This is a genomic window from Alcanivorax sp. S6407 (genome assembly GCF_023016115.1).
Taxonomy (GTDB): domain Bacteria; phylum Pseudomonadota; class Gammaproteobacteria; order Pseudomonadales; family Alcanivoracaceae; genus Alcanivorax.
In genome coordinates, this window is sequence record NZ_JALKBH010000002.1 from 328,166 (window position 1) to 344,217 (window position 16,052).

15 protein-coding genes and 1 other RNA gene are annotated in these 16,052 nt (G+C 59.8%); 6 read left to right on the forward strand and 10 right to left on the reverse strand.

The features are described from left to right. Nucleotides 1-52 precede the first annotated feature (52 nt). Entirely contained in the window at nucleotides 53-1,981 is a 1,929-nt protein-coding gene (gene dnaX / locus MWU49_RS04655; protein ID WP_246968778.1) for a DNA polymerase III subunit gamma/tau, read from the reverse strand. 143 nt (nucleotides 1,982-2,124) lie between these two features. Further along, an RNA gene (ffs, locus tag MWU49_RS04660) (signal recognition particle sRNA small type) lies at nucleotides 2,125-2,221 on the reverse strand. Between the two features lie 159 nt (nucleotides 2,222-2,380). Between ffs and gap the strand changes: the two genes are divergently transcribed. Further along, nucleotides 2,381-3,397: a type I glyceraldehyde-3-phosphate dehydrogenase gene (gene gap / locus MWU49_RS04665; RefSeq protein WP_246968781.1), complete on the forward strand. Its 1,017-nt coding sequence runs from the start codon at nucleotides 2,381-2,383 to the stop codon at nucleotides 3,395-3,397. Nucleotides 3,398-3,494: 97 nt separating this feature from the next. On the opposite strand, the gene MWU49_RS04670 is transcribed toward gap, so the two are convergent. The 5 genes from MWU49_RS04670 to MWU49_RS04690 all read right to left on the reverse strand — a co-directional run bounded on the left by MWU49_RS04670 (nucleotide 3,495) and on the right by MWU49_RS04690 (nucleotide 8,013). Further along, on the reverse strand, nucleotides 3,495-4,013 hold the full coding sequence (locus MWU49_RS04670) for a hypothetical protein (RefSeq protein WP_246968783.1): 519 nt from the start codon (nucleotides 4,011-4,013) through the stop codon (nucleotides 3,495-3,497). A gap of 227 nt (nucleotides 4,014-4,240) precedes the next feature. Beyond that, nucleotides 4,241-4,690 (reverse strand): Hsp20 family protein, encoded by a 450-nt coding sequence (locus tag MWU49_RS04675; protein ID WP_246968785.1) that lies wholly within the window; start codon nucleotides 4,688-4,690, stop codon nucleotides 4,241-4,243. A gap of 187 nt (nucleotides 4,691-4,877) precedes the next feature. Continuing rightward, a complete protein-coding gene (locus MWU49_RS04680) occupies nucleotides 4,878-6,923 on the reverse strand; it encodes a hypothetical protein (protein WP_246968787.1) in 2,046 nt (681 codons plus the stop codon). Continuing rightward, a complete protein-coding gene (locus tag MWU49_RS04685) occupies nucleotides 6,881-7,546 on the reverse strand; it encodes a 2OG-Fe(II) oxygenase (RefSeq protein WP_246968790.1) in 666 nt (221 codons plus the stop codon). The genes MWU49_RS04680 and MWU49_RS04685 overlap by 43 nt, the downstream gene beginning before the upstream one ends. After that, a complete protein-coding gene (locus tag MWU49_RS04690) occupies nucleotides 7,546-8,013 on the reverse strand; it encodes a YbjN domain-containing protein (RefSeq protein ID WP_246968792.1) in 468 nt (155 codons plus the stop codon). The genes MWU49_RS04685 and MWU49_RS04690 overlap by 1 nt, the downstream gene beginning before the upstream one ends. 150 nt (nucleotides 8,014-8,163) lie before the next feature. Here MWU49_RS04690 and MWU49_RS04695 point away from each other — a divergent pair, with 150 nt between their 5' ends. From MWU49_RS04695 to MWU49_RS04715, 5 genes are all read left to right on the forward strand, one after another. Continuing rightward, entirely contained in the window at nucleotides 8,164-8,847 is a 684-nt protein-coding gene (locus MWU49_RS04695) for a hypothetical protein (RefSeq protein WP_246968794.1), read from the forward strand. A gap of 208 nt (nucleotides 8,848-9,055) precedes the next feature. Beyond that, nucleotides 9,056-9,604: a PadR family transcriptional regulator gene (locus tag MWU49_RS04700; protein WP_246968796.1), complete on the forward strand. Its 549-nt coding sequence runs from the start codon at nucleotides 9,056-9,058 to the stop codon at nucleotides 9,602-9,604. Next, nucleotides 9,601-10,413: a DUF1853 family protein gene (locus MWU49_RS04705; RefSeq protein ID WP_246968799.1), complete on the forward strand. Its 813-nt coding sequence runs from the start codon at nucleotides 9,601-9,603 to the stop codon at nucleotides 10,411-10,413. Before MWU49_RS04700 ends, MWU49_RS04705 begins: the two co-directional genes overlap by 4 nt. Next, complete coding sequence (locus MWU49_RS04710) at nucleotides 10,410-11,444, forward strand: DUF2804 domain-containing protein (protein WP_246968802.1); 1,035 nt, start codon at nucleotides 10,410-10,412, stop codon at nucleotides 11,442-11,444. Before MWU49_RS04705 ends, MWU49_RS04710 begins: the two co-directional genes overlap by 4 nt. Beyond that, the gene (locus MWU49_RS04715) at nucleotides 11,438-11,974 is read left to right on the forward strand and encodes a DUF4282 domain-containing protein (protein WP_246968805.1); all 537 of its coding nucleotides are present in this window, start codon (nucleotides 11,438-11,440) and stop codon (nucleotides 11,972-11,974) included. Before MWU49_RS04710 ends, MWU49_RS04715 begins: the two co-directional genes overlap by 7 nt. A 540-nt stretch (nucleotides 11,975-12,514) precedes the next feature. On the opposite strand, the gene MWU49_RS04720 is transcribed toward MWU49_RS04715, so the two are convergent. From MWU49_RS04720 to MWU49_RS04730, 3 genes are read right to left on the reverse strand one after another with little or no spacing between them, the layout of a single operon-like run. Further along, nucleotides 12,515-14,665 (reverse strand): acetyl-CoA hydrolase/transferase C-terminal domain-containing protein, encoded by a 2,151-nt coding sequence (locus MWU49_RS04720; protein ID WP_246968808.1) that lies wholly within the window; start codon nucleotides 14,663-14,665, stop codon nucleotides 12,515-12,517. 15 nt (nucleotides 14,666-14,680) lie between these two features. Further along, complete coding sequence (locus MWU49_RS04725) at nucleotides 14,681-15,010, reverse strand: multidrug efflux SMR transporter (RefSeq protein WP_246968811.1); 330 nt, start codon at nucleotides 15,008-15,010, stop codon at nucleotides 14,681-14,683. A gap of 17 nt (nucleotides 15,011-15,027) precedes the next feature. Continuing rightward, on the reverse strand, nucleotides 15,028-16,050 hold the full coding sequence (locus tag MWU49_RS04730) for a GTP-binding protein (protein WP_246968813.1): 1,023 nt from the start codon (nucleotides 16,048-16,050) through the stop codon (nucleotides 15,028-15,030). Between the last annotated feature and the right edge of the window lie 2 nt (nucleotides 16,051-16,052).

A 16,052-nucleotide genomic window follows, 5' to 3' on the forward strand; every position in this document is an offset into this window, starting at 1 on the left:
CGCCTGACGCAGGTGTTTGTTTTAAGCGTCATGCGTCTGGCATCTGGCGTTACTATTCTACCGTCTGCTTGGGGGTGACGCTGTCTTCGTCCAGGCGGCCGTCGAAGCGGCTTACCAGTTGCTGTACTACCGGGTCCTCATGGAGGGTGCGGGTAGCATCGGCAAGGATTTCCTGGCGTTTGGCTTCGGCCATCAGTTCCGGGGTGTCACCGGCCCGCTGCTCATACTCTACTTGCACCTGAATGCGGCGCTGGAAGTAGTTTTCAAGGGCGGCGGACAGTTCATCCAGACGCTCACGATTCACCAGCACCTGGTGCCCGGTGCTGATGCGCAGAGTCCAGATGTGCTGTTCACGACTCACCAGCACGGCATTGCGGGCGATGTTGCGCACCGTGCCGTCCAGATCCAGGCGCAACAGCAGTGCCGCCCACCAGGTGGCCACCTCGGCATCGCTGGTCGGTTCCGGCAAGGGTGCCAGCGGCGCTTGCTGCTCTGCGACCGGGGCTGTCGTTTCAGGCTCGGCCGGTTGCGGCGTCACCTGCGCAGCCTGGGCAGATTGAGCTGGTGCCGTTTGCCCCGCAGGCTCATCTTCCCAGGGCGGGACATCCTCCTCCCAGGGAGGCGTATCGGCCACGTCTACCGGCTGCTCTGGCTCTGTCTGCACGGCCCTGGGTGCCTCGGCCACTGGTGCGGGAGCTTGTTCAGCAACAGGCTCTGCAGCCGGCTCGGCATTGGCTACCTGCGGCTGTTGCTCAGGCTGAGGGGCCGGCGCTACCGGTTGTGGACTGGCTGCCGCAGGGGCAGGCTTGTCCAGCAATGCGCGCAGGTCAGGGCGGCCATCAGCCGGAGCTGATGGCGTGGCCGTTTCAGGCTTTTTTACCGGGGCGGCACCGCCCCCCTGGGCGGGCAAGACACCTTTCGGGGTAAACAGCACCATCCGCAACAGCAACATTTCCAGTGCCGCACGGGTGTCCGGGGCATCCTGCAGATCACGGCGGCCACGCAGGGCCACGTCGTAGTAGAGCTGTACCTGCTCTGCAGTGAGTGCCGCCGCCAGCTGGGTCAGCGTTTCGTCCGCCTCACCGGGCACCGCCTGACAAACTGCTATTTGATGCAACTGGCTGATCAATTCGTCCAGCAACGCCAGCTCGCCGGGACTGTGCTCACACACGGCCGCCAGCGCCTTGAGCACGCCCGCCGGTTCCTGCTCCGCCAGCGCCACCAAAAGGGTGAGCACATGATTGCGATCCACCGTACCGAGCATGGCACTGACCGCATCGCTGCTCAGCTGTTCGCCGCCAAAGGCGATGGCCTGATCAGTAAGACTCAGCGCATCGCGCATGGAGCCCTGGGCCGCCTTGCCGAGAGACAACAGTGCCGGCTCGTCATAGCGGATCATTTCCTTGTCCAGCAGCGCCTTGAGGTGGCCGGCAATCTGTTCCGGTGGCAACGCCTTGAGACTGAACTGCAGACAGCGCGACAACACCGTGACCGGCAGCTTCTGCGGATCAGTGGTGGCGAGCAGGAATTTCACATGGGGTGGCGGCTCTTCCAGGGTCTTGAGCAACGCATTGAAGGAATGCGCGGAGAGCATGTGCACCTCATCGATCAGGTACACCTTGTAGCGGCCACGAGTCGGTGCGTACTGCACGTTGTCGAGCAGCTCGCGGGTATCTTCGACCTTGGTGCGGCTGGCCGCATCCACCTCAATCAGATCCACGAAGCGACCTTCGTTGATCTCCTGACAGGTTGGGCACACGCCACAGGGACGGGCACTGACACCCTGCTCGCAGTTCAGACAACGGGAAAGAATCCGAGCGATGGTGGTCTTGCCTACCCCGCGGGTACCGGTGAACAGGTAGGCATGATGAAGCCGGTCCTGATCCAGCGCATGCATCAGCGCCCGCGAGACATGCTCCTGCCCGACCAGTTCATCGAAGGTACGGGGACGGTATTTCCGGGCAAGAACCTGATAACTCATAGCAATCCAGTGGAAGACAAGGAATTGAAATTCAGGCGCTTATGCTAACGAAGTTCCCGATAGGAGGACAGTGCGAGTCGCGGTTTTGAGACGTTGGCGTGGTGCGCTAAGCGTGATGCTTGAAGCGGGGAATTAGGAGGTCTTCCCGCCAGCCACACCCCGGCACACGAGTCCACTGCTACCGTTGCTCCCTTCCGGGCCTGGCGGGGTTTACAGCTTGTCGTTGCGGGGGGACCGACGGGTCGACCATAACGCGCAAGGGCCTGACGGCCGCGAAGCGAGGGCGCATTGTGCGCAATGCGCCAGTGCTTTGCAAGACGATGCCGTCTGTCTGAACAAAGCTTGATCAACTGTCAAACCGGTTTACACTCAAATCATGGCGTAGAAGGAGACTGCACCATGGCCGACAACGGAAAAATCCGCATTGCTATCAACGGCTTCGGCCGCATCGGGCGCTGTATTGTGCGCGCCCTCCACGACCACCCCGCCGGTGACCGCTTTACCCTGGTCGGCATCAATGACCTGGCCGATTTCGAGGTATTGGCCCACCTGTTGGCCTTCGACAGCACCCACGGACGCTGGGAACATTCGGTTCACTATGACAACGGCTTTCTGGAAATCGATGGCCACAGCATCCCCTGCTCGTCACACCGGGAACTGAACGAACTGCCCTGGCGAGCCTTGAAACCGGATCTGGTGATCGAATGCGCGGGCAAGTTCAAGACCCGAGCCTCCCTGCAAGACCATCTGGAAGCCGGAGCGCCCCGTGTGTTGTGCAGCTATCCGGTCGGTGACGCGGACGCCATGGTGGTATTCGGAGTGAACCACGAGAGCCTCACCGCAGAGCACAGGATCGTCTCGAACGCTTCCTGCACCACCAATTGTCTGGCACCACTGGTGGACGTCCTGGATCAGGCCTTTACCGTTCGTCAGGGGCTGATGACCACAATCCACAGTTACACCAACGACCAGAATCTGGTCGACAAGGCCCATGGCGATCTGCTGCGCGCCCGGGCTGCGGCAGTCAACATGATTCCCACCAGCACCGGCGCAGCCAAAGCGGTCGGCAAGGTGCTGCCTCATCTGGCCGGCAAGCTGGATGGTCTGGCGGTGCGTGTCCCCACCCTGAATGTGTCGCTGACGGATCTCACCGTGTTACTGGACCAGCCCGCCAGCGTTGAGCAGATTCACGAGGCACTGAGCAACGCAGCACACGGCCCCCTGCAGGGCATCATGGCGATCAATCATCTGCCGCTGGTGTCCGGCGATTTCAACCACCAGCCCTTCTCCTGCATTGTCGATACCAATCACACGCGGCAAATCGGCCAGCAAACCAAGTTGCTGGCCTGGTACGACAACGAATGGGGTTTCAGCCAACGGATGCTGGATGTGGCAAATCACTGGATGAATGTATAACGCCTGACGCCTGACGCCTGACGCCTGACGACGAAATGATCGCCAGGGCGAAAACCAATGTCATCAGTGCATCAAGCGTCAGGTATCCAGCATCCCATCAATCAAACGGATGGAAGTGCTCTTCACGACCCGCCTCTTCCGCCTCGTGACGATGCCCTGCCATAACCCTTTCGATCTTGCCGGCCTGGGCGTCATCATCGGCATCCACCATCATCAGATAGTCACCCTCTCTCACCCGTTGCATGTAAGGGGTGAGGTGATGATTCTGACTGGAAACACCGCGCAGACCACCAACCCAGGCACCGAAACAGGTCCCGAACAGGGTGGCCCCGATAATGGCCCCGCTGTCCAGATCCACACCCCAGGGGTCCATGCCCGCAAGCAGGAAACCTGCCAGCAGCCCGACGCCCATCCCTGTCAACGCACCAATAAAACCGGAATGCATGATATCGGTCTCTTCCCAGGGGGTAGTCCCATGCACATGGGCGTTGGCAATCGCCATGGTGTCGCTGCCCATCACGTGGAGATGATTCTCGCCGATACCGACCTGCTGCAGTTCATTGGTGATGCCACGAACAGAGGCCAAAGACTTGGTAAAATAATAGATGCGTTTCATTGCATGCCGCTCCCTATGGCTGACAATGGTTGAGGGAGAGATGAACCACTCCCTGATCCCGATCTTCCTGATCGGGCCGCGAACCGGTTGCCCGTCGCGGTTATTCAGCAGATCCGGGAGACCTGCCAGCGGGCTGACCACCCGCGCTTGCCATTTCAAACTAGCAAAAAGGGGTCTGTCCGACCCCTTTACTGTGTCACAAAATTCGCGTCACAGACTGTTAGCGATTAATTGCTTTTTGTTGGAGCGCTGTCGCCAGCTACCGGGATAATGCGCGGCTTTTTCTCCTCCGGCACGACCCGGTTCAGGGTTACCGTGAGCAGGCCATCGTCCAGACCGGCGGAATCCACTTCCACGTGATCAGCCAGTTTGAAGGTACGCTCGAAAGCGCGGCGGGCAATACCGCGGTGCAACCAGGTTCGTTCCTGGTCGTCCTGGTCAGCCAGGCCACCGCGAATGCGCAGTTCATTTTCCTGTACGGTAATCTCGATGTCGCTGCGACGGAAACCGGCCACCGCCATGACGATACGGTAACGGCCATCGCTCTCGCGAATAATGTCGTACGGGGGGTAGCCACTGGACTGATCCGCACGCAGCGCAGCATCCAGCAGCTCGTCAAAACGGTCAAAACCGACCGAATGGCGGAACAGGGGAGCAAGAGAAAAACCTGTATTCATCACACTAATCCTCATCATCCACAGCAGACCCCGCAGGCATCCACTGCATCATGGTTACAGAGCTGCTGAACAGCTCCTTCAATTCAGATTGGCGTGACAGAAGCTCCTGCCGGAACGGGCAGAACACTTCAGACCGGTCTGTGTCACAGAAAAAGAGATGGGGACAGGCAAACCGCTTTCAAGGGGGTCAGGGGATAATCGTCAGCCGCGTGGCCGCAGTTTGTTCAGGAACCCGGAACCCCGGTGGTGCCTGATCCGCCTCGGTGACCGCGCCAACCGCAATGTCCACCGGCAGATCTGCCACGGCCACGGGTACCCGTACACACAGCTCTTCACCTGCCGCCACCCGCCAGCGGGGACGGCTGCCGCTATTCCATCGCTCACTGTTACCGGAGCAGCCGCGATCCATCAGCAGACCACTGACAGCCGGACTGTCGGTGCGGAACTGTACGTGTCCGGATAGGGAGGCGAGATAGCGGAAAGTGACCACTGCCTTGCCACCAGCGGCGACCGCCTGAGTGGCAGGTGCGCGCCATTCAGGCAGCGTTACCAGTCCCAGCAGCAGGGGGCCGGAATGACGATCCGCGGTGGCGCTCAGCGGCCATCGGATGCCCTCACCCTGACGCTCACCGGCGACCCCCTGAATATCTGGCACCAACGGCAGCAGGCGTTTATCCGGCAGCGTCACCGACAGGGTCATGGACTGACCCCGGCTCTGGGCCTCAGACAGCCGCAAGCTGATCCCGCCGGCGTCATCACTGGCCACCGTCTGTTCCATGCCCTTGCCATCCGCCAGCCTGAACGCAACCCCTGGCAGAGCACGCTCGCCCTGATCTTGCCGACCATTAAAGGCCGCGGCGGGATCACCTGCGCCGTTATCTTCGAACACCACACCTGACACCCAGTGGCCCGCAGGGCGGCATCGATACCCCCCCTGAGCACCATCCACTGGCAGAGTCACAAACCCGGGCCAGGGCTGGGGTCCAGCCATCAACCGTTGGCCGGCACCACCACTACCGCCCCCGGCCGCCCCCTTGCCTCCGTTCAGATCCAGGGTCACCGGCAACAGACTGCCGGCGGGCAAATCCAGCCACAAGGTTCCGCCGCTGCCGCCGCCACCGCCGGCCTTGCCTGCCTTCACGCCCGCGCCACCGCGGGATAACAGGGCGCCCGGCCCCAACATTCCGGCAGCACGCACCAGCAGGACACCGCCACCGGCACCGCCTTCACCGCCCTCACCCTGACTGCGCGCCGCCGCACCACCTCCGCTACCCATGACCAACGCCACCGGCGCCACGGCCCCACCCTTGCCGCCACCGGACGCCGGCAGACCATCCTGACCGGCACGCCCATTGCCGCCGCCGCCGCCGCTGGCCAGCGCACGGTGAGAGAGGTCAAGGGCATTGCCTCCGCCACCTGCAGCGGCGGGTGCCCCTCGCGCCATGTCCCCGCCGGGATAACCGGATTCCTCCGGCAACAACAGCACCGGGGTACCGGCAATGCCCTCCCCCTTGCTGCCATGGTGGCCATAGGCGACCTTGCGATCCTCTTCTGTGGGGCTGGCATAGCGCCAGTCGTCCGGGCTGCCCAACGCCCCCAGCAACGACACCGCGGCTGCCCCACGCAGTCCGCCAGCGGAGGCATCCAGATGATGACCATTGAGCGCCAGCTTGCGGCGTACATCTACCGCCAGCACCCCTCCAGTGTAGCCATCCCAGGGTAACGCCTTGAGATCCTGATTCAGGGACAGGCTGTCATATTGGGGAACTCTCACCAGCTGCCAGCGCCGTCGCCCCTGCTGACCGTTTGCAGGCTGGTTGCTGTAACCGAACTTCAAACCGCCATCAACACCACCACCTCGCACCCGCAGGGTACTGCCTTCCAGCAACTCCACACGAACCCACTCAGCGTGCAGCTGGTGGTCCTGTAGCTGGCCATAACGGGGATCATTGCGGGTAACGATCGTGGCGCCCTGCACCTGTATCAGCAGGGCCAGGTCACCGGCCATCAGAGGGGAAGCCCCGCGGGCCCGACTCAATGAGAGGTCGCGGCTTCCCGCGCTCAGGGTCTGGGTGTCAGGGCCGGTGAAGTAGCTGTTGACCACCTCACCCACCGGCTGGCTGCCATCACGGCCCGGCTCACCGCACAATTGCGCAGCCAGACGCCCAGCGAGCAGCAGGCCAAGCAGGATCAGCGCGGTGGATCGAGCCAGTCGGCGGTAGTGTTGTTGCATCGGAACCATCCCGCAATACTGTAGCGTTCATGGGTGGCTGCCAAGACTTCGTGGGGGATTTTCTCGCTGAGGAAAGTCACCAGGGTGCCCGCCCGCGGCTCCACTTCGGTGGCAATACGGGAGGCGTCAGGCTCCGGCCAGATACGTAATCGCCCACCCCACTCGCTTTGCCAGCCTTCATTGAGATACAGCACTACGGAGAGCAAGCGGCCATTGTTGCCGTTAAAAGCGTCCAGGTGACGCTGGTAATAGTCGCCGGGACCATAGATGGCGAAATGGGATTCCAGTTCAAACAGCCCCATGAACAGGGACTGGTTTACGGCCACGCGCAGGGCTTCCATATATTCCAGCCACTGACACTGGGCCAGGGTGCCGGCCTTCAGCCAGCAGGTGCGGTCACTACGCACCCGGGTATCCTTCTGGTGATCCTGACGGCGGCCGATGCCCGCCAGTTTGAACTCCCCGGATTGATCCCGCTCCATGGCTTCCTTGCGCAGGGCCCGCACCAGCGACACGGGCGCAAAGCCTGGCGACACGGCAAAGCCGTCACGGACCAGACCGTCGATAATGCCGTCCAGATAGCCGCTGCCAACGCCGCCAACCAGACCTGCATTGTCCTGCATCAGTGCAGCGCCTCGGCGGGACCGTTGTCGAATTCATCCGGCCAGATCAGCCAGTTGTACTCCTGGCATTCATCCATCAATTGCAGGGTGGCATCCACGGTGGCCTGGACGAAGTAGATAAACTGATCGAAGGTGATACCCCGGCGACCCAACAGCAGGTCACAGGCCACCAGACGTGGCAGGGAATCGTCGTTCACATCCAGGAACAGTTTTATAGAAGGGAACGCCATATTGAGTCGGCTCAGCTCTGCCTGAACCGCAAACAACGCCGCCGGGCGGACCTCCAGCTCGGTGGTAAGCAGCACCCCGTCTTCTTCCACAAACAGGCGGGCATCCACTACCCCTTCGCGACCCTGTAATTCGGACAGGTGCAAGCCATGGCAATGTTCGCAGATGTAGTGCTGGATGTTGGCCTGCTGCAACCACTGCTTGATCTGGTCTGCATCGGCCTGAATGACGCCTAACATGATTTCTCCCTACCTTGCCCAAACACCGGCAATGGCCGCGAATCATCAGCTATCGGCAACAAAAAAGGAATAGAAAAGCGGCATTTTTGGTCATTGGGTAGGCGAATGGCCCTGCGTATCATCCTTTCTTCCATTCCAAGGAGAAAAATAATGACAAATCCCCATGTAGCCTTCCTTTCCAGCGACAAACTGCACACCCGCACCGATGCTTTCATCACCCGCATGCAGGGTGACGCCAGCAAGCCGGAGCCTCAGGAAATTGAAGCGATCATGGGTATTTTCATTGACGAAGCCCTGCAGGCCTTCATGGTCCGTGCCGCCGACGCAGCAGGGCTGTCACCCGGCCTTTTCAAGGTGGTCAACATGACCTGTCAGACCATCAACAAAGCCACCACCTTGGTGATCGGTCGTAGCGCCAAAAAGATGGATCTGGCCCAGAACAAGGCTGCCGCCGAATACATGGACAGCGTGCGCCAGCAGGGTGAACAGGGCTGGTATGTGGCCTTCCCGGTCAGTGAGAGCATGGCCATGAAGGGCAACAACCTGCCGGACCTGTGTGCCAATGGAGACTACCAGGAAGCACGCCGGGAGCTGGAGGAATACCTGCATGCCGTCACCGACGAATCGATCAGGTGGTACTTCGAAAAGCCCATGGAGCTACTCGGCTTTGGCCCGGTGCTTCGCAAACTGGCCAGCGTGGGAGTGGAAACCACCCGCAAGGCGTCCCGCAGTCTGGTGCGAAATCTGGTCCCGAAGCTGGACGATGAACAGCTCACTGCCTCATCCAGGTATCAGGCCGACATGCTGATGAATTTTTTGCCCCGTACCCGTTGACACTCTCCCAACGGCTCGTTGCTCACTGAATACGACGACCTACAGAGTGCACGTCTTTTAATAACAAATACTTACACAGGACAAATACTGAAGGGCAACATCACCAAGTTTTTACAAATCTACTTATTCAACGGATTGCGCAGCAATAACGCGGCTCTCTACTATCAATATGGTATTACCCATATTTAACAGGATCGAGGAGTGAGCCGTGTCTTTGCGCCATGCCATACTTGTATTGCTACAAGATCAAGAAGCCAGCGGTTATGACCTCGCTCGCGAATTTGCCAACAGCATCGGGCTGGTCTGGAATGCTACCCACCAGCAGATCTATCTGGAGCTCGGCAAGCTGAATGAGCAGGACATGGTGAAGTACCGCCATATCCCCCAGGATGGCAAACCTGACAAGAAACTGTACCGCATCACTGACGCGGGCCGTGACGAACTGATCCGCTGGTTGCGCAAGCCTGCCGCGCCGCCGCGTATTCGTGATTCCTTCATGGTCAAGATTGCCGGAGGCGCCCTCAGCGAGCCCTCTGCGGTATTGCGTGAACTGGAAGATCAGGCAGACCTGCGACGCGAACGTCTCAGCACCTTTGAAGCCCTCGCCAAGGCCCTTGCTGAACGCAACAGCGAAAAGGACATGTATACCTACCTGACCTTGCGCCGTGGCATTCTCGACCAGCAGGCCTGGTTGAGCTGGGCGGATGAAGTTCGCGCGGAACTCCACAAACGGGAAGATCTGCCCACCTCTGCATGATCGCCAGCCCGGTTAAAGGGGCCCTGTTCCAGCAGCTTAACTGGCTGATACAGGCCCCTCCCCTTCTCCAATGCGTCCCCTTTGAAGACGCAGGATCCCTGCTGAAACGTGAATGGCTGCGTCACCCCGGGCTGATTGCCAATGCCGTGGAGTGGCTGGAAGACCTTAACCCGCCCCGGCGGCTGGGGCTGGCCTTTGAACAATGGGTGGCCGCGCTGGTCTCGGTCAGCGAAGGCCTCGAACTGGTGGAAAGGAATCTGCCTGTCCGTGACCAGAACACCACCCTCGGTGAACTGGATATGCTGGTGCGCGACCGTGACAGCGGCAAACTGTGGCACTGGGAACTGGCCCTGAAGTTCTATCTCGGCACGACTGATCACTGGTACGGCCCCAACAGCCGCGACACCCTGGCACGCAAACATCAGCATCTGTTTGAGCAGCAGCTACCACGCAGTACCCTGCCAGAATGCCGCAGCCTGCTTGCAAACCGCGGCCTGCGCGTGGATGGCCGCGCCCTGCTCACCCGCGGACGGCTGTTCTATCGCAATGGCCACCCGGATACCCCGCCGCGCCATCCACGCCACGAACGGGGCTGGTGGCTGCCGAGCCACAGTTTGCCGCAGCAGCAGTGGCGCATGATTGATAAGAAAAACTGGCCACTGCCGTCAATGTCGGACAAAAGTACCACTTCTGTTGATACCCTCGAACTCATTGACTATGTTGAGTCGCAGTCACGCCCGGTGATGGTCTGCTCAGCATTGCGTCCCGAACCCGGCTTCATTGTTCCTGTCAGCTGGCCTCGAGCATGAATTTTCAGACACAACCCTCTGCCCTGGTAAACGACCAGGGGCAGGTCGCATTGGGCGTCTTTCCCGGCACCGTGTCCCGCGTAAACGGTCGCGATGCGGATTATCGCACCCCCATGGGAGGCCGTGCCAATAGCCTGGCGCGACACTTTCATTACAAGCAGTTCCAGTACTTCGGGATCATCAGTGATGAACTGCTGGCCGGCTGCGCCCTGGCCCATACCGCCTGGCTGGGCATGGCATTCTTTTATATTTTCGAACCCCGCACCGGCACCCTGAAGGAATTCACCTGGCGCTCCCCGCTGGGTCGTGACCTGCAGATGTCCGACTCTCCCCGTGAAGGCGTCAGCCGGTTTCGCCAGAAAGGCGTAGATATCGAACTGGGTTATCGGGCCAGTGGTGACAACCTGACCAAGACCCTGTCGGTGACCCTGGATGATCTGCAACTGCAGGCCACCATGGAAGAAGGTCCGCAGTACCAACCCATGTCACTGTGTACCCGCACCGGCGTCAATGGTTGGGTCTATGCCAACAAGGTGGCCGGAAAAAAAGTCTCCGGCACCCTGATCCGCAGCGGCGACAACCTGTGCCTGGGGGAACTGGACGCCTGCGGCCATCACGATTTCTCCGCTGGCTACATGCGCCGGGAAACGTTCTGGAACTGGGCCTGCCTGTCCACCGAGGCGGACGGCAAACGCATCGGTCTGAATCTGTCCTGCGGGGTAAACGAGACCACTTTTTCGGAAAACTGCCTTTGGGTGGATGACGTGATGATTCCCACCGGCGGAGTCATGTTCGATTATCAACGTGATGATCTGATGCAGCCGTGGAAAATCCGCAGCCTGTGCGGTCGAGTCGAACTGACGTTTACCCCCAGCGGCAATCACCGCGAACGCCTCAATCTCGGTCTGTTCGCCAGTAATTTCAATCAACTTTTCGGTCGTTTCGATGGCCACCTGCGTCTCGATGATGGCAGCACCATTACCATCAACGAGCGCTATGGTTTCGTCGAGGAGCAGTACGCAAAATGGTAGATAACAACGAACAGGAACCGCAGCCGGTTCCGCCCAAAAAAGTGAACGTGAAACTGCGCCGCGGTTTCTTCTGGATCGTGCAGTACTGGCGTGAGCTGTTCAACTTCCGCTTCGAGAAGTACATGATCATCCAGGTACTGCCCGGCGTGTATGGCATTGCCCTGGTCGCTATCGCCATGGGCCTGCTCTACCTCTGTGTGGAAGCATTCATGGCCTCCACCTGGCGCGGCCTGTTCTACTTTTTTGTCGCCGCACCGGTGACTTTCCTGGTATCGGCCTCAGTGCTGCGCGCCCTGCTTGAGTTCTACATGGTGGTGTTCAAGATTTCCGAACATGTGGATGAACTGGTCGGCCTGCGAGATACCGTGGATCGTCTGTCCGGCATCGGTGATACGGTGGACGAGATGGTCTCCGTCACCCGACGCATTCCATTCTGGCGGGTACTCTCTGGCCGCTCTACCGATCCACGGGCGGAAAGACCCTCACGCAAGGAAGACGGCAAGAAGGACAGAAAAGACAAGCCGGAGTAATGGCGGGGCCCGCTCCGCTCCTGCCCCGATTGGCTCGTATCGATTTCTCGATATGCGTTTCTGGAATCCTTACCTCGCTGGGGCTGAAACTTGCCGTAGGAGCCTGCCTGCAGGCGATCCGAGCCTTGGCGAGGTAATCAGTTTCGAGTTGCGAGAAGCGAGTTTGGAAAGGCAAAGATGCAAACCTCGCGCCCGACTACTGGTTTTGGATTTTTGAAACCCGGTACTCGAAACTCGCTTCTGGAATGCTTACCTCGCTTGGGCTCGGATCGCGTGCAGGCACGCTCCTACGGGTTATCACAGAGACCTGTGCCAGCAGCATCTCAGTTCCTCGCTGTCGCTCGGTTCGCACCTCAAGTGGCGTTATTCGCTTCGCTCACCCTTCGGGCCGCACTCCGTGCGTTACTACGCTGCGCTACGTTCCTACAGCGGCTTCGTAGAAAGACTACAAAACCCGGGAACTTTCCCGGGTTGTTCTATCCAATCGAGTGTAGCTTGTAGCTTGTAGCTTGTAGCTTGTAGCTTGTAGCTTGTAGCTCGTTAGCTCGCCGCCTCCAGAGCCGTGAGCAGCAATCGCTGATAGAGGTGCTCTTTCACCCCTGCCGGCTCTTTCAGTCCCATGCGATCCAGCTCAGCGGCGAAATCGCTTTCGCTGCCTTCATGGAACAACGCCTGCCTACCCAGCTTGAGAAACTCCTTGTGGCCGACCTTTTCCTTGAGCCAGGTGAGCGCCTTGAGCAGACGCTGTTCTGTATCAGTGAAATCCGAGCCGAGCGGGAACAAGGGAAAACTTTTTGCCCCGCAACGTTCGGCAATCTCGTGCAGATGCTCAGGATTGTTGCGCCGGTGGGCTTCCGGAATCTGGTAATCCTTGCGCAGCTTTCCAACCGCCTGGGCTTCTTCCATGAGACTGATCTGAAAGCGGCTGTCAGACACGTTGAGCATGGCCATGATGACTTCTTCATCGCTCTTGCCACGCAGATCAGCGACCCCGTATTCGGTGACCACCACATCACGCAGGTGACGGGGTATGGTGTTATGCCCATAACCGAACACCACATTGCTCATGGCCTCGCTGGCTCGCTCACGCCATGCCCGCACCATCAGAATGGAACGGGCGCCCGCCAGTTCATGAGCCTGGCTGACAAAGTTGTACTGCCCGCCCACTCCGCTGAGGACCCGGCCGTCATCAATCTGGTCGGCCACCCCGGCGCCCAGCAGCGTCACCGTAAAGGCAGTATTCACAAAGCGGGCATCCTGCCGTTGCAGACGCTTGAGCGCTTCATCTCCATAAAGATGATTCACGTAACTGATACGCGTCATGTTGATGGCCGCGCGCTGCTCATCGGTCAAATTACGCAGCCGCTCATAGAACGCCGCCGGGCCCAGGAAAAAGCCACCATGCATGACGATACCGCCGCTCAGACGATCTCCCAGTACCGCTTTCAACGCCTCACGGGTGGCCCGGTCATCCAGATCATTGGCCACCTGCACGCCGTTGGGCAATTCCAGCATGTCGCCCTGCTTGCGCACCCCGTCGCGGAAAATACCGAACCGTTTCAGAGTCCGGATCTGGGAGCGGTCCAGGCGTCGACTGATGGCGGACTGCTCGCGCAGCACATCCAGCAGCGCCAGTCCTGGCTGGTTGGGCTCGTGCATTTCCAGTTGCTGCAGCGGCTCCCAGTCATATACCGGACGACGAATGATGCCATCCTGGACCAACTGTAACAGGCCATGGGTAACCATCTCGCTGCAGCCGTACAAGCCTTCTGCGAAGACGCCGGTGCCACCTTCCCTGTCGATCATCTCTTGCTGGCTGTCTGGCAGCCCCCATTCAGCCAGCGGGCGCAGATAGCGTTCGTTGTCCTGGTCACGCAGGCGCAGATGGTGAACCAGCGCATCACCAAGCGCGCCAATACCAATCTGCAAGGTGCCGCCATCGCGCACCAGGGTGCTGGCATGCAGACCGACAAAGTGGTCCTGCACATTCACCGGCATGTTGGGGGTACTGAACAGGCGGGTATGGGCGTCCGGGTCATCCACCACCATGTCCATGTGGGGCAACCAGTCCGCCACCCGGGCGTCGTTTTCCATGAACGGCAGGTCTTTATGCACCTGCCCCACCGAGAGAATGGTTTCACCGGCTTCGCGTCGCGCCAGCAGCAACGGCATGAGATCCAGAGTCACTTCCGGATTACAGGCAAAACTGTACTCGTCATTGCCCTCCACGTTGCGATGGGCAAGGAGCTGGGCTACCACATTGATCCGGCGGGCATTCAGGTCACGGGCCACATGGGTGTAGTTGCTGCTGATGTAGTGCTGCTGGGCGCTGGCGCTACCGAGCATGCTGCCCGGCTGAAAGAAGAATTCGAACACACGGATATTGGCCGGCAAGGCACTTTTTTTTGCCGGTTTCAGGTAGGCCAGTTCTTCGTAATCGCCAAACACACGATCGGCAAAGGGCTCCAGAAAACGCTTTTCCAGATCGCTGCCGGCACTGGGCCGCCCCAGCGACAGCGCGGTGAAAATATCCAGCGAGAGACTGGCATCCTGCTCAACGCGACGGTAAAGCGCATTGACGAAACGATTGGGTTTGCCCAACCCCAGCGGCATGGCCAATCGAATCTTGCCAGCGGTTTTTTCGATCACCGCATCCACGGCCTGTTCGACGCTTTCCATCCTTTCTGTCACAGCAATCCCTTCCTGTTAATGCGAAGACGTTTTCGAGACCACAGTCACCAGAACCACCCCGGCCACAATCAGCCCCATACCAAGAGCCGCAGGCCAGTCTGGCGTCTGATCAAACACCAGCATTCCCACCAGTGCAATCAACACGATACCTGTCCCCGCCCAAACCGCATAGGCGATACCCATGGGTATCGTGCGCAAGGTCAAGGCGAGTGCATAAAAGGCAATCAGGTAGCCTGCCACGGTAATCACCGACGGCCATAACCGGGTAAAGCCTTGCGACGCATTGAGCGCCGAGGTGGCGATCACTTCCGCCAGAATGGCGATAGCAAGATAGAGATAACCCATTGGCGAACGGGTCCTGTTCAGTGAGTCGGTGCGCTGCGCAACTGCTCCAGCAATGACTCCCAGTGTGCCATCTGTTGGCGGGCAAAGTCAGCGTTCTGATGACGAACAATCAATACCAGGCGAGTGCGGACATCGTCATCCGGCCAGCGGTTCATGGGCGTCAGCTCAGGATCGGCTGTACCCACCCACTGCACCAGCAGTGGACCATCCAGCCCCTCCACCTGCAGCAGCCCCTTGACTCGCACCAGCGCCTCACCGCACTGACCACCCAATTGTTGCAACGCCGCTTGCCAGTGCTGCCAGCTGAGCCGGTGAGGCCAGATCAGCGAGGCACTATAAAGTTGGTGGCGAGAGGAGGAAGAAGGTGCCACCACGCTGCTGGCAGGAGAAAGCGATAGCGCATCTGGCTGGCTCAGGGTCAGGCTGCCGGTAATGCGGCAACGATGCTCGAACTCACGGTCCAGCAGCTCGGCAGGCGCCGGCGTTGGACATTGCTCTGCCGATGGGTTCAGCGCCTGTAATTGCTGCGCAAATTCGGCAAGGGCACCGGCATCCACCCGATCAGTGCGAGACAGCAATAACAGATCTGCAGCCTGAATCTGCTCAAGACATTCCGGATGACGCTGAATCGACGCCGCCCCGGCCGCCACATCCACTACCGTCAGTACCGACTGACAGTAGAAACGTTTTTTTAGCCAGGGATCCTGTTCCAGCGGCGCCAGCACCCCCGAGGGCTCGGCAGCCCCTGTGGTTTCGAGCACCACCCGGGAGAACGCGGGAATCTCGCCGTTCTTGCGCGCCATGAACAGGTTGCGCAATGTGCTCGACAGGGAGCCCTGAACCACGCAACAGACACAGCCACCGGCCAGCAAGGTGACCGGTACGCCGGTTTTTTGCGTGAGAAGCTGATCAATGCCGATGTCGCCCAGCTCATTGATCAGCACCGCCATATCCTGACGCTGTGCCAGCCACGCATTCAATTGGGTAGTCTTGCCGCTGCCGAGAAACCCGGTCAGCACCACCACGGCAATGCGGTCCATGT

Excerpts from the sequence above, each read along its gene's own strand:
- dnaX (WP_246968778.1), bottom strand. The coding sequence starts at position 1,981 with ATGAGTTATCAGGTTCTTGCCCGGAAATACCGTCCCCGTACCTTCGAT.
- gap (WP_246968781.1), top strand. The coding sequence starts at position 2,381 with ATGGCCGACAACGGAAAAATCCGCATTGCTATCAACGGCTTCGGCCGC.
- MWU49_RS04670 (WP_246968783.1), bottom strand. The coding sequence starts at position 4,013 with ATGAAACGCATCTATTATTTTACCAAGTCTTTGGCCTCTGTTCGTGGC.
- MWU49_RS04675 (WP_246968785.1), bottom strand. The coding sequence starts at position 4,690 with ATGAATACAGGTTTTTCTCTTGCTCCCCTGTTCCGCCATTCGGTCGGT.
- MWU49_RS04680 (WP_246968787.1), bottom strand. The coding sequence starts at position 6,923 with ATGCAACAACACTACCGCCGACTGGCTCGATCCACCGCGCTGATCCTG.
- MWU49_RS04685 (WP_246968790.1), bottom strand. The coding sequence starts at position 7,546 with ATGCAGGACAATGCAGGTCTGGTTGGCGGCGTTGGCAGCGGCTATCTG.
- MWU49_RS04690 (WP_246968792.1), bottom strand. The coding sequence starts at position 8,013 with ATGTTAGGCGTCATTCAGGCCGATGCAGACCAGATCAAGCAGTGGTTG.
- MWU49_RS04695 (WP_246968794.1), top strand. The coding sequence starts at position 8,164 with ATGACAAATCCCCATGTAGCCTTCCTTTCCAGCGACAAACTGCACACC.
- MWU49_RS04705 (WP_246968799.1), top strand. The coding sequence starts at position 9,601 with ATGATCGCCAGCCCGGTTAAAGGGGCCCTGTTCCAGCAGCTTAACTGG.
- MWU49_RS04710 (WP_246968802.1), top strand. The coding sequence starts at position 10,410 with ATGAATTTTCAGACACAACCCTCTGCCCTGGTAAACGACCAGGGGCAG.
- MWU49_RS04715 (WP_246968805.1), top strand. The coding sequence starts at position 11,438 with ATGGTAGATAACAACGAACAGGAACCGCAGCCGGTTCCGCCCAAAAAA.
- MWU49_RS04725 (WP_246968811.1), bottom strand. The coding sequence starts at position 15,010 with ATGGGTTATCTCTATCTTGCTATCGCCATTCTGGCGGAAGTGATCGCC.
- MWU49_RS04730 (WP_246968813.1), bottom strand. The coding sequence starts at position 16,050 with ATGGACCGCATTGCCGTGGTGGTGCTGACCGGGTTTCTCGGCAGCGGC.